This is a genomic window from Sphingomonas panaciterrae (assembly GCF_036890205.1).
Lineage (GTDB): Bacteria > Pseudomonadota > Alphaproteobacteria > Sphingomonadales > Sphingomonadaceae > Sphingomonas > Sphingomonas panaciterrae.
Window position 1 is genome coordinate 1 of record NZ_JAKNQR010000010.1, and the last position, 12,069, is coordinate 12,069.

The 12,069-nt window shown below is 65.1% G+C and carries 11 protein-coding genes; 10 read left to right on the plus strand and 1 reads right to left on the minus strand.

Features of this window, described 5'->3' with window-relative positions; translation table 11 throughout:
- Positions 1–272 precede the first annotated feature (272 nt).
- A complete protein-coding gene (locus tag L8F96_RS16205) occupies positions 273–1,475 on the plus strand; it encodes an aspartyl protease family protein (protein WP_013039112.1) in 1,203 nt (400 codons plus the stop codon).
- Here L8F96_RS16205 and L8F96_RS16210 read toward each other — a convergent pair.
- Positions 1,469–1,885 carry a MerR family transcriptional regulator gene (locus L8F96_RS16210; protein WP_004212867.1) on the minus strand — a complete coding sequence of 139 codons (417 nt, stop codon included), beginning with the start codon at positions 1,883–1,885 and terminating at the stop codon, positions 1,469–1,471. The genes L8F96_RS16205 and L8F96_RS16210 overlap by 7 nt on opposite strands.
- A 78-nt stretch (positions 1,886–1,963) precedes the next feature.
- Between L8F96_RS16210 and L8F96_RS16215 the strand changes: the two genes are divergently transcribed.
- The 9 genes from L8F96_RS16215 to L8F96_RS16255 all read left to right on the plus strand — a co-directional run bounded on the left by L8F96_RS16215 (position 1,964) and on the right by L8F96_RS16255 (position 12,069).
- Entirely contained in the window at positions 1,964–2,590 is a 627-nt protein-coding gene (locus L8F96_RS16215; RefSeq protein ID WP_004212870.1) for a cation efflux transmembrane domain-containing protein, read from the plus strand.
- Positions 2,590–4,557 carry a cytochrome c/FTR1 family iron permease gene (locus L8F96_RS16220; RefSeq protein WP_004212871.1) on the plus strand — a complete coding sequence of 656 codons (1,968 nt, stop codon included), beginning with the start codon at positions 2,590–2,592 and terminating at the stop codon, positions 4,555–4,557. The genes L8F96_RS16215 and L8F96_RS16220 overlap by 1 nt, the downstream gene beginning before the upstream one ends.
- A 73-nt stretch (positions 4,558–4,630) precedes the next feature.
- Entirely contained in the window at positions 4,631–4,927 is a 297-nt protein-coding gene (locus tag L8F96_RS16225) for a hypothetical protein (RefSeq protein ID WP_007406840.1), read from the plus strand.
- Between the two features lie 60 nt (positions 4,928–4,987).
- On the plus strand, positions 4,988–6,265 hold the full coding sequence (locus L8F96_RS16230) for a TolC family protein (protein ID WP_334656692.1): 1,278 nt from the start codon (positions 4,988–4,990) through the stop codon (positions 6,263–6,265).
- The gene (locus tag L8F96_RS16235) at positions 6,265–7,443 is read left to right on the plus strand and encodes an efflux RND transporter periplasmic adaptor subunit (protein WP_004212877.1); all 1,179 of its coding nucleotides are present in this window, start codon (positions 6,265–6,267) and stop codon (positions 7,441–7,443) included. The genes L8F96_RS16230 and L8F96_RS16235 overlap by 1 nt, the downstream gene beginning before the upstream one ends.
- Before the next feature lie 3 nt (positions 7,444–7,446).
- Complete coding sequence (locus L8F96_RS16240) at positions 7,447–10,692, plus strand: efflux RND transporter permease subunit (RefSeq protein ID WP_334656693.1); 3,246 nt, start codon at positions 7,447–7,449, stop codon at positions 10,690–10,692.
- A gap of 53 nt (positions 10,693–10,745) precedes the next feature.
- The gene (locus L8F96_RS16245; RefSeq protein ID WP_004212879.1) at positions 10,746–11,234 is read left to right on the plus strand and encodes an SRPBCC domain-containing protein; all 489 of its coding nucleotides are present in this window, start codon (positions 10,746–10,748) and stop codon (positions 11,232–11,234) included.
- Positions 11,231–11,608 (plus strand): hypothetical protein, encoded by a 378-nt coding sequence (locus tag L8F96_RS16250; RefSeq protein WP_009824022.1) that lies wholly within the window; start codon positions 11,231–11,233, stop codon positions 11,606–11,608. Before L8F96_RS16245 ends, L8F96_RS16250 begins: the two co-directional genes overlap by 4 nt.
- Positions 11,609–11,655: 47 nt before the next feature.
- Complete coding sequence (locus tag L8F96_RS16255) at positions 11,656–12,069, plus strand: hypothetical protein (RefSeq protein WP_334656694.1); 414 nt, start codon at positions 11,656–11,658, stop codon at positions 12,067–12,069.

Sequence of the window (12,069 nt, forward strand, 5' to 3'; positions counted from 1 at the left end):
TAGCGCGATCAGAATGCCGCCACTTAGCGCGAGCGTTTACACCGTTCGCGGTCCCGATCGGCCCAGCGTCCCCCGGAACCGTTCGTTATCGGGAAGGCATCTAAGCGGTCTGCACCATCCTTCATCTAAAGTTCTCCAAGCGCTTCTGAGGATTTTCGGGCGCACCAAAAGCACTTGCTCCTCCAGTGGCTGGAGCATGTAACCGCAATTTGCTCTCCTGCGGACGGGGGGCTGGAGGTGGCTTTTTGACGGCCCGTGTTGAAGCAATCGGTATGTCTCGACGCTCATTAGTGGCGCGGCTGGTGGCCTGTGGAACCGGCTTGGTGCTCGGTTCTCCAACGCTCGCGCGACAGACTTCCCGGTCTGCGGGCTCGTGGAACTTCGGTGCGGCTCACCTCGAATGGGAGCCGCTGGAAGTCGGCACGGGTGATACCCTCCTTGTTTCGGCACAAGTGCGCGGAGTGCCGGTGCGGGCGGTGCTCGACAGTGGCAGCGGCGCGTCGATCATGAGCACGGCGCTCGCGGCGAAGCTCGGCTTGAACGATGGTGAGCGGCGCATGATTAGCGGGCTGAGCGCCAAGGCCCCGGTGCTGCTGGTCCGCGACATCGACGTACAGCTCGCCCGCGAAACCCGTCGCTTACCCTTTGCCGTCGTTGGTGATCTGAGTTCAGTGTCGGCGGCCTTCGGACGACCGATCGATATCCTCCTCGGTGCCGATATGTTCACGGGTAGCTGCATCGCGCTCGATTTCGCGAAAAGGCGTATGGCGGTCGTCAAGTCAGGCACGTTTCTCGCCGGTCCCGACTGGCGCGCTGTCGCGCTCGGGCGCGGTGCCAAGCAGGAGCTGTTCATTCGAGCTTCCGTCTCGGGTTTGCCTCCCGTGCCCTTGATGATCGATCTTGGCAGCTCGGCCGCGCTGATGCTCTCGTCGGCCTATGCCCGCGATCAAGGGCTGTTGAACGGGAAGCTCGTCTCGACCGCGGCGATCGGCGGCGTCGATGGTGTGCGTATCAACGATGCTTTCACGATCCAGAACATCAACATCGAAGGGCTTGGCGTCTCGAACGTCCCCACACTCGGGATGAGAGCTTGGCTCTCCACCAGCACGGTTGGCAATGTCGGCCTACCGCTGATCGCTCAATTCGACGTGGTGTTCGACGTGACCGCCGGATTCGTGTGGCTCCGGCCACTCGGTCCTCGTCGTCGCCTGCCGATGCTGAAGGACCGTAGCGGCCTTGGCCTCGCAGCCTCACCAACGGCGCTCACCGTTGTTCATGTGGCGGCGAACAGTCCCGCGGAAAAGGCTGGCTGGGCGGTCGGCGACCGGATCGTGGCGGTGAACGGCCATTCGATCGATGCGAACTATACGCGTGGGGAGCTCTGGCAAGTGCGCTCCCGGCCTGCTGGCACCCTCGTAAAGCTGACGATGGCCTCGGGTGATGTGCGCGAGCTCAGGCTGGCCGATTATTATTGATCGGCTTGAGGGTGGCCTTTGCCGATCGCCTTCATGATCCGACAATCGGCCATGCGCGCCTTGGTGCAGCTCTGGCTGAGCATTGCCAACTCATCCCGCAACACCGCGAGTTGCGCCAGTCTCTCCTCCACATCCTTGAGGTGCTGAGCAGCGATAGCTGAGGCGGCACCACAATCCTGGTCCGGGTTCTGCGCCAGCCCCATCAACGAACGGATCTCGTCGACGGAGAAGCCAAGCCGGCGACCGTTGCGGATGAAGTGCAAACGCTCAATGTCACTGGCATCGTAGGTTCTGCGACCCGACGCCGTGCGAGGGGCGGATCGGAGCAACCCGATCGACTCATAAAAGCGGATCGTCGTCACCTTCGTCGAGGTCTCGCTGGCGAGCTGCCCAATCATCACCGGCTTCATCATGCCATCCTTGCTTATGCGAACGTGTCGCACATTTCGCTTGCTTCTACAGCGACTGGAGGTGGTAAGGAAGGCCGCATGAATGCTTCTACCGAAAGCTGCGGGTGCCACGGGGAGCCCGCGCGCGCGCAAACCGATCCGGCCTATCGCCGTGCGCTGCTGACCGTCGTGGTGCTCAACCTCGGCTTCGGAGTCGCCGAGCTGTTCGGCGGGTTCATCGCCGATAGCCAAGCGCTGAAAGCGGATTCCCTCGATTTTCTCGGGGACGGGTCGATCAGCCTTATCGGTCTTCTCGCGCTTGCCTGGTCCGCACGGGCGAGGGCAAAGGTCGCGCTGACGCAGGGGTTGTTTCTCGGTGCGCTTGGCGTGGGCGTAATCGGTTTCGCGATTTGGCGCGCCCTGAACGCAACCGCGCCCGATGCCGAACTGATGGGCACAATCGGCGTTGTCGCGCTCGCGATCAATGTCGTGTCCGCCTTGGTGCTTGCGCGTTTCCGGGAAGGGGACGCCAATGTTCGCGCGATCTGGCTGTTCAGCCGCAACGACGCGCTCGCCAACGTGGCGGTGATCGCCGCGGCCGGTCTGGTGGCGTGGACAGGAAGCGCCTGGCCGGACCTCGCCGTCGCCGGCCTCATCGCCCTCCTGTTCCTCCACTCCGCTTATGAAATCGTCACTGGCGCTCGGCGCGAATTGGGAGAGCGGTAGTGCGTCTGCTCGCGTTGATCCGGGCAATGCTCTCGTTGCGGCTGCTCTCCGCGCTCGCGGCGCTGCTGATCCCTGCTGCGGCAATCGCCGAACCCGGCGACGTGCAAACCGCATGGCGGCTGCTCGACTATATGGCCGTCGATTATGGCGGCGCGGTCGCCAACGGTCGGATCAAGAGCACGTCGGAATATGCCGAGATGACGGAGTTCGCCGCGTCGGTCTCGACACGGCTTCAGGGCCTGCCGGCGAAGCCGGAGCGTCAAGCCCTCATCCAGCGGGCTGCCAACCTCCAGGCGGTGATCGCGGAAAAGGGACCGACTGAACAGGTGGCAACATTGGCGCACGGGCTCGCGGCCGATCTGTTGCGCGCCTACCCGGTGCCGCTCGCGCCCGATAAGGCTCCGAACCTCGTCTCCAGCGATGCACTGTTCCGACAATCCTGCGCGTCCTGCCACGGGATGACGGGCAACGGCCGTGGCCCTGACGCCGCCAAGCTCGCTACGCCCCCGATTGCTTTCACCGATGCCGAGCGCGCGCGCCAGCGCAGCGTGTTCGCGCTCTATCAGGTGGTGACGCAAGGCATCGACGGGACCGCGATGCAGAGCTTCGCCGATCTGCCCAACGATCAGCGCTGGGCGTTAGCATTCCGAGCCGGGAGCTTCGCCTTCACGGATGCGCAGGCGCGCGAAGGCGAGCGGCTTTGGAAATCCGACCCGACCCTTCGCCGGCGCATTCCGGACCTGAAAACCCTGGTCGCGCTCACCCCGGCCGCGCTCGGCGCGGCGATCGGCGACGCCAAGGCTGACCCAGTGCTCGCGTTCCTGCGTCGTCATCCCGAACAGGTGATACAACAGGCTCCCGGCTCGCTCGCGGTCGCCCGCGCCAAACTCGCCGAAAGCGTGGCGGCTGCGCGGCGCGGCGATGCGCGCATGGCGAAAGAGCTGGCGCTGTCGGCCTATCTCGATGGGTTCGAGCCGATCGAGCCAACACTCACCGCGCGCGACGCGACGCTGATGGGTCGAATCGAGGGCGCGATGGGGGAGTTCCGCGCCTCGATCGACCGGGGCGCGTCGCCCGATGATCTCGCGGAGAAGGTCGCAGTACTGGGCGGCCTTTTCGACGATGCGGAAGCGGCGCTCGCGCCTGATGCCGCCACCGAAGCGTCCACGTTCCTGGGCGCGTTCACGATCCTGCTGCGTGAAGGGCTCGAAGCCCTGCTCATCGTTGTCGCCATGATCGCGTTCCTGCGTAAAGCCGAGCGCGGCGAGGCGCTGCGGTACGTGCATGGCGGCTGGGTCAGCGCGATCATCGCGGGCGGGATCACCTGGGCGGTCGCCACCTATGCGATCGGGATCAGCGGTGCGAGCCGGGAGCTGACGGAAGGGTTTGGCTCGCTGTTCGCCGCGGTCGTGCTGCTCTCGGTCGGGATTTGGATGCACGGCAAGGCGCAGGCCGATCAGTGGCAGCGCTATATTCGCGAGAAGATGTCGCGGGCGCTCTCGGGCGGGTCGGGCTGGTTCCTGTTCGGGCTGGCGTTCGTCGTAGTTTATCGCGAGGTCTTCGAGACGATCCTGTTCTATGCCGCGCTTTCGGCGCAAGGTGACAACGGGATGCTTCTCGCGGGGGCCGGGTCGGCGATTGGACTGCTCAGCCTGATCGCTTGGGCCATGCTTCGCTACAGTCGCAAGCTGCCGATCGCGCAGTTCTTCCGCTATAGCTCCTGGCTCATGGCGGTCCTGACCGTCGTGCTGGCGGGTAAAGGCGTCGCCGCGCTCCAGGAAGCCGGCCTTATCAACATCGCACCGCTCGCGGACGTGCCACGGCTGTCGATGCTCGGCGTGTTTCCCACTTGGCAATCGGTGCTGGCGCAACTCCTGATGGCGGTCGCCATTGCGGTCGGGTTCGCCTGGAACGGGCGCGACCGATCCCGCTCGGGTTCCGGCTCAGTGACCCTTGGTTCGAATTAGTGCAATGACATGAAAACCCTTCCGTGATAGAGGCAAGCTAGTGCGAGCCTTTTTGCCTTTCCTGACATGCCTGATGCTGGTCCTGACCAGCTTCTCCGGCATGGCCCATGCCGCCGATCTGGCGGGGGGAAGCATCGCGGGCGTTGAGTTCACGGTCCATACCGCCGGTGACATCGATCAGGTGCCATCGGACTCGGACAAGAATGTCCCGCATCATCACAATTATTGTCACGGACACGACGTCGGCGCGCCTGCGCGCACGACGATGGAATATACCCCCGTCCTCACAGTGCCCAAGCCGACAATCTCCGCCTCTGCGTCGCTCGACGGCCGCACCGGCATGGTCCATTTGAGGCCCCCCCAAGCCTGACGTCCGATTTGGGCGTGCGTTGGCGCGCCCCTGTCGATCATCGTCAGGAGTCCTATTTTCATGAATCGTATCCTCGCGGCCATGCTGGCCGCAGCGTCTTGCGCCACGATGGCGCAGGCGCAGGTCGGACCGTCCGCGCCTGTTGCGCAGGATGCGCCGGTCTACACGCTTGACCAAGCGGTCAGTGCAGCGGGCGGTTCGGCCCCTGCTGCGGAAGCGGCGACAGCTGGAATCGACGCGGCCCGTGCAGGTCGCACAGTCGCCGGCTTGCGGCCCAATCCGGTGGTTCAAGGCCAAGTCGAGAATGTCATCGGCTCCGGGCCGTATCGGGGGGGCCGCAGCGCGGAAACCACGGTCGGCTTTGCGATCCCGATCGAGCTAGGCGGCAAGCGCGGCGCCCGCGTCGCGGTCGCCAATGCGCAATTGTCCCGGGCCGAGATCCAGGCCGCGATCATCGCGGCGGATGTCCGGCTTCAGGTAACGCAGCTCTATGTCGAAGCGGTCGCGGCCGATCGCCGGGTAATGACAGCCCGCGATCAGGCCCGGATCGCCAGCGATGCGCTGCGGGCCGCGAGCGTTCGCGTGCAGGCAGGGCGGGCATCGCCACTCGAGCAACAGCGCGCGGATGTCGCGCGTATCAATGCCGACGCCAATGTGGAGCGGCAGCTTCGCTTGGCCGAGGCGGCCCGCGCCAATCTGGCGCGTCGGATCGGACGGCCGATCGACGGCCTGCTCGATGACACGCTGCTCGATCGCCTTCCCGATGTGAACGTCTATGGGCCGTTGGCACCGGTCAACACGACCGGCACACTCGCGCTGGCGGCAGCCAACGCGGATTTCTCCATTGCCGAAGCCGGCGTGCGGCTCGCGCGCGCCAATCGCGTGCCTGACCTGAACGTCGGGCCGTCGATCCGCCGCCTGGAAGCGACCAACGACATGGCGGCGGTGTTCAGCGTGTCGATCCCGATCCCGGTGTTCAACAATGGTCGCGCCGCGATTGCGCAGGCGACCGCGCAGCGGACCCAGGCGGATGCGCAGCGCCGCGTGACCGCGCTCGACATCGAACAGGCGATCACGGACGCGCAGGCGCAGGCGGCCAATGCCGCAACGACGGCTCGTGCGGCGTCGGGGCCGGCGCTGGCGGCTGCACAGGAGGCCGCCCGCATCGCGCGGATCGGCTATCGCGAGGGCAAGTTCGGCCAGCTCGAATTGCTCTATGCTGAACGCACGCTCGCCGAAACGCGGGTCGCCGCGATCGACGCGCTTGCCAATTACCAGAATGCCCGCGCGCAAGTGGAGCGACTGACCGCTCGTGCGCCCAATGGGGGGAATCAGTGATGAAGAGCTTTTATCTCGCGGGCGCGGCGTCGCTCGCCCTGCTCTTGGCTGCCTGCGGCGGCAAGGATGGCGGAAACGAGGCAACTGCCGAAGGCGCAGCTGCCAATGAGACGGCAGCGGGCACGGAAAAGGGCGGTGCTGAAGGCGGTCATGCCGGTGAAGGCGTCGTCACATTGGGTGCCGACCAGATCGCCACAGCGGGCGTCCAGGTCGGACGGCCGATCATCGGCGGGGCCGGGACGATCGAGCTGCCCGCGATCATCGAGGGCGACCCACAGGGAACGCAGGTCGTCTCGGCCGCAATTGCGGGACGCGTGGTCGCGCTCACCCGTAACCTCGGCCAATCGGTCGGACGCGGCCAGACCATTGCGGTCATCGAAAGCCGCGAGGCGGCGCAGATCAAGGGCGAGGTCGAGGCGGCGCGGGCGCGGCTTCAGCTCGCTAATTCGAACCTCGCGCGCGAACAGCGGCTGTTCGCGCAGAGAGTCTCCCCTGAACAGGATCTGATCGCCGCCCGCACAGCGGCGACGGAGGCGCGGATCGCCCTGACGCAGGCGCAGAGCATGGTTTCGGCGGCGGGTGTCGGCGGCGGCGGGCTCAACCGGCTCGGCATTGCCGCGCCGATCTCGGGCCAGATCATTGCGCGCCCCGTGACGCTGGGACAAACGGTCGCGGCGGATGCCGAACTCTATCGCATCGCCAACCTGAGCCAGGTGTCGATCGCGCTTAATCTCAAGCCCGAGGATGCGGGCCGGGTGCGTCCCGGCAATACGGTGCTGGTGAAGGCGGCAGGCCGTCAGGCGACCGCCCGCGTGACCTTCGTGTCGCCGGCGCTTGATCCGCAGACGCGGCTCGTGCCTGCGCTCGCCACCCTCGACAATCGCGGTGGCGAATGGCGGGTCGGCGAGCCTGTGACGGCAGCCGTGCAGCTCACGGGCAGCGGCGGGAGCGGGGCGGTCCGCGTGCCGACGACGGCGGTCCAGAGTTTCGAGGGCAAGTCGGTCGTGTTCGTGCGCACGCCCACCGGCTTCAAGGCGACCCCGGTCCAGCTCGGCGATGCGTCGGGCGACACGGTGATCGTCCGGTCGGGCCTGACCGGCAACGAACAGATCGCCACCACCGGAAGTTTCACGCTCAAGGCCGAGATCGGCAAGGGCGAAGCGAGCCACGAGGATTAAGCCATGATCGCCCGTATCGTAACCTGGGCGGTCGAGAAGCGCTGGCTAGTCCTGCTCCTCACCGTCATCGTCGCCGCCATCGGCGCCTTTTCCCTCTACCGGCTACCGATCGACGCGGTGCCGGACATCACCAACAATCAGGTCCAGATCAACGTCCGCGCGCCTGCCCTCTCGCCCGAGCTGGTCGAGAAGCAGGTGTCGTTTCCAATCGAAACCGCGCTCGCCGGCACCCCCGGCCTGGAATATACGCGCTCGTTGAGCCGCAACGGCTTCGCGCAGATCACGGCGGTCTTTTCGGACGCGACGGACATCTATTTCGCCCGCCAGCAGGTGGGCGAGCGTCTGCGGGGCGTGCAAGAGAATCTGCCCGACGGCGTGAACCCTGAAATGGGTCCGATCGCGACAGGCCTGGGCGAGGTGTACATGTACACCGTTCGTCTCGATCATCGCGAGGACGACAAGCACAAGCCCGGTGAACCGGGCCAACAGCCCGATGGCAGCTACATCACGCCAGAGGGCGAGCGACTGACGACCGAAGAGGACAAGGCGACCTACCTGCGCACCGCGCAGGACTGGATCGTGACGCCGCTTCTGAAGACCACACCGGGCCTCGCCGGTGTCGACTCGATTGGCGGTTACGCCAAGCAGTTCCTCGTCGTGCCCGACGTGCAGAAGCTGGCCTCGCTCGGCATCACGCTGACGGACCTGGGAAATGCGCTGGAGCGCAATAACACCAGCGTCGGCGGTGGCTTCGTCAATCGCAATGGCGAAGGTCTGGCTGTTCGCTCGGATGCGCTCGTTCGCAATGCCAGCGAGTTGGCCAGGACCGTGATCGCGACACGTAACGGCGTGCCGATCACGGTCGAACAAGTTGCGACTGTGAAGACGGGTCAGGCGATCCGCATGGGTTCGGCATCGGAGAACGGTACCGAAGTCGTCGTCGGCACGGCGATCATGCGGATCGGCGAGAACAGCCGCATCGTGTCGACCGCGGTCGCTGAGAAACTGAAGACGATCAACGCTTCGCTGCCTCCTGACGTCGTAATTCAGCCGGTGCTGAACCGCACCGAGCTGGTCAATTCGACGATCAAGACGGTCGCGAAAAACCTGTCCGAAGGCGCGGTGCTGGTCATCGTCGTGCTCTTCCTGCTGCTCGGCAACTTCCGTGCGGCCCTGATCGCGGCGTTGGTCATCCCGATCACCATGATGCTGACAGGCTTTGGTATGCTGCGCGCTGGGGTCTCGGCCAATCTGATGAGCCTTGGGGCTTTGGACTTCGGTCTGATCGTCGACGGCGCCGTCATCATTGTCGAAAACGCGCTGCGCCGGCTTGCCGAGCAACAGCATCATGAAGGCCGATTGCTCAGCGTCAAGGAACGGCTCGCGACCGTGGCAGCCGCTGCGCGTGAGATGATCCGTCCCTCTGTGTACGGGCAGGCAATCATCATCCTCGTCTACGTACCGCTGCTCACGCTGACCGGCGTGGAGGGTAAAACGTTCGGACCGATGGCGCTGACCGTCATCATCGCGCTCGCCTTCGCCTTCATCCTCTCTCTCACCTTCGTGCCGGCGATGATTGCGATCTGGCTGTCGAAGAAGGTCGAGGAGAAGGACGGCCGCATCATCACGTGGCTGAAGAAGCGCTACGAACCCGGTCTCGACCGGGCCATGAAGCGCCCGACGCTGACGATCGGTGCGGGTGTGGGAAGCCTTGTGGTGGCGGCGCTTGCTTTCACTACGCTCGGCTCGGTGTTCCTGCCGCAGCTCGACGAAGGCGATTTGCTGATCCAGTCGCTCCGCATTCCGGCAACGTCGGTCCAGCAGAGCCAGGCGATGCAGGTGCCGATCGAGCGGATGATGTCGAAGCAGCCGGAGGTGCAATTCGTCTATTCCAAGACGGGCACCGCCGAGCTGGCGGCCGACCCGATGCCGCCGAACGCGACCGACATGTTCGTCATCCTGAAGCCGCGCAAGGATTGGCCGGATCCTGAGCTTCCCAAGGAGGAGCTGGTCAGCCGGATCGAGGGTAATCTCGCGAAGATTCCGGGAAATGCCTACGAGATCACCCAGCCCATCCAGATGCGCGTCAACGAGCTGATCGCCGGCGTGCGCGGCGACATCGCGGTGAAGGTGTTCGGGGACGACTTCAACCAGATGAACCGGACGGCCGAGCAAATCGCGGCGGTGCTGCGCAGAACGCAAGGCGCAGCGGACGTGAAGGTGGAGCAGACGACCGGTCTTCCCATGCTCGACATTCGCGTCAACCGCGACGCGATGGCGCGGTTGGGCGTTACGGCTCAGGATGTGCAGGACACCGTGACTGCGACGATCGGCGGGCGAACATCGGGCCAGATCTTCGAGGGCGACCGTCGCTTCCCCGTGGTGATCCGCCTGTCGGAGGCGCAGCGTGCCGACATCGGCCTGCTCCAACAGGTGCAGGTGCCGGTGGCAGGCGGCGGCTATGTACCGCTGTCCAGCGTCGCCGAGATCAAGGTGGTCGATGGTCCGAACCAGATCAGCCGCGAGAACGGCAAGCGGCGCGTGGTGGTGCAAGCCAACGTGCGTGGCCGCGACGTCGGATCCGTCGTGGCGGATGCGCAGGCGGCGATCGGCAGCCAACTCCGGCTGCCTGCCGGCACCTATCTCGAATGGGGCGGCCAGTTCGAGAACCTCCAATCGGCAAGCGAACGGCTGAAGCTGGTCATTCCGGCTTGCTTCATCTTGATCCTGCTGCTCCTCTACGGGGCGTTGGGATCGGTCCGCGACGCCGCGATCGTGTTCACCGGCGTGCCTTTCGCGCTGGTGGGCGGCGTCCTGTTGCTGTTCCTGCGGGGCATGGACTTCTCGATCTCGGCGGCAGTGGGCTTCATCGCCCTCTCGGGCATCGCGGTCCTCAACGGCCTCGTCATGGTCAGCTCGATCCAAGATCTGATCCGATCAGGGATGAGCCGCGAGGAAGCCGCGCATGTTGGCGCGATGCAGCGTCTGCGACCCGTCATCATGACCGCGCTAGTCGCCAGCCTCGGCTTCGTGCCGATGGCGCTGGGCGAAGGCGCCGGCGCAGAGGTTCAAAAGCCTTTGGCGACGGTCGTCATCGGCGGTCTGATCTCGGCGACGCTTCTTACGCTGTTCGTGCTGCCGACACTCTATGCCCGGTTCGGGCAGAAAGTGATCGAGAAACCCGAGCACTACAATGAGGAGCATGAAGGGGACGACCACGGTCAGACCTTCGTGAACAACTTGGCCTGATGGATGGGCAGGGCGATCCGCGATCGCCCCGCCCATCTCTGGGAGATGGGGATATGCCTCGCACCATAACCAGCTCGATGCTTCACGGCGGGCCACTGCGCATCTGGTCGGCACTCACCGATCCGGATCATCGCCGGGCGTGGAGTCCGCTCGTATTTCTCGATGATCCGTCCCGGCTCGGCGACACAGAATGCACCTTTGCGATCCAGGGCATCACCCGGCCAATTCGGACGCCAGCACGGATTGATCGATTCGATAAACCGCACGCCTTCGCTTGGTCCTGCGGCATCCCCTATCTGTTCACGCTCGAAGAGCGGTACGAGCTGGCGGGGGACGATGGCGGCACCAGGCTAACGCATAGCTGCACGCTGCGCGGGGCGCTCTCCCTGCCGTTCGCGGCGATGATGTTGCGCCGCCTGCGATCCCTGATGGTCGAATCTGACGATCGCCTCGCAACCTATCTCCGCTGGCGGGTAGGTCAGCCTGCCCGGGCTATCAATCGTCAGCGCGTCCCCTTCCGCTACAGGAGGAAGGCGCGATGATGATGCACTGTAAGCGGGTGCTGCCCGCCGTCATCCTCGTTGTCGGGCTCGCGGCGTGCTCGGAAAGAAAGCCGCCAGCCCCGCCAACGGAGCAGCAGATCCATTCGTCCGACAGCGCCGTGGCGACCGGGGAAATGGGGCGGCATAGATATCGCTGTTCCGACGGGGAACCGCTGTTCGTCGATTACAAGGACAACGGCCTGCAGATCGATTTGCGGCGCTCCAACGGGGGACCGCCGATGATGCTGACCGCGCCAGCGCAGGGCCTGCAATATGTCGGCGAAACAGCCACCGCGACCTTCAAGGGGTCGCAGCTCACCATCGTGGAAGGCGATGGCCGTACCCGGATCTGCGAGCAGGAAGGCACGCGATGAACTGCCCTGCCTTCGAACGCCACAGGGCGCTTCGTCGGAAGAGACCGATGTCTGACACGTCGATTTCAAATGTGACAACCTTGTGCGGCCTGAATCGGGCCGGTCTGGCGATCGCGCGCCTCGGCGTCGTTCTCGTCTCCGGGGCGGTTATAGTGGCGTGTAATCCAGCGCCGACCCAGCCTACCGAGCCGGCGCATGAAAAGCATCTGACGTCGAAACTAATCGCGCAGCGCATCATGTACTGCGACGACGGCACACGCGCCGATGTCGACTTCATCGATGACGGCTTGAAAATGGCCGTCACCTGGCTGCCGAAGGGCAGGACCGAGATCCTGCGCGCGCAGCGAACCGGTGACGAGTTTCGCGGCGACCATTCGCGGGCTGTCGTGGCGGGCGGATCGATCGCGTTCACGCGACGCGGGAAGATCCGCGTCTGCCACCGAACCCCGGAGGAGTCCTAG

Coding starts and splice junctions, on each gene's coding strand:
- L8F96_RS16225 (WP_007406840.1), top strand. CDS start 4,631: ATGCTGGTCCTGACCAGCTTCTCCGGCATGGCCCATGCCGCCGATCTG.
- L8F96_RS16235 (WP_004212877.1), top strand. CDS start 6,265: ATGAAGAGCTTTTATCTCGCGGGCGCGGCGTCGCTCGCCCTGCTCTTG.
- L8F96_RS16240 (WP_334656693.1), top strand. CDS start 7,447: ATGATCGCCCGTATCGTAACCTGGGCGGTCGAGAAGCGCTGGCTAGTC.
- L8F96_RS16230 (WP_334656692.1), top strand. CDS start 4,988: ATGAATCGTATCCTCGCGGCCATGCTGGCCGCAGCGTCTTGCGCCACG.
- L8F96_RS16215 (WP_004212870.1), top strand. CDS start 1,964: ATGAATGCTTCTACCGAAAGCTGCGGGTGCCACGGGGAGCCCGCGCGC.
- L8F96_RS16255 (WP_334656694.1), top strand. CDS start 11,656: ATGTCTGACACGTCGATTTCAAATGTGACAACCTTGTGCGGCCTGAAT.
- L8F96_RS16250 (WP_009824022.1), top strand. CDS start 11,231: ATGATGATGCACTGTAAGCGGGTGCTGCCCGCCGTCATCCTCGTTGTC.
- L8F96_RS16210 (WP_004212867.1), bottom strand. CDS start 1,885: ATGAAGCCGGTGATGATTGGGCAGCTCGCCAGCGAGACCTCGACGAAG.
- L8F96_RS16245 (WP_004212879.1), top strand. CDS start 10,746: ATGCCTCGCACCATAACCAGCTCGATGCTTCACGGCGGGCCACTGCGC.
- L8F96_RS16205 (WP_013039112.1), top strand. CDS start 273: ATGTCTCGACGCTCATTAGTGGCGCGGCTGGTGGCCTGTGGAACCGGC.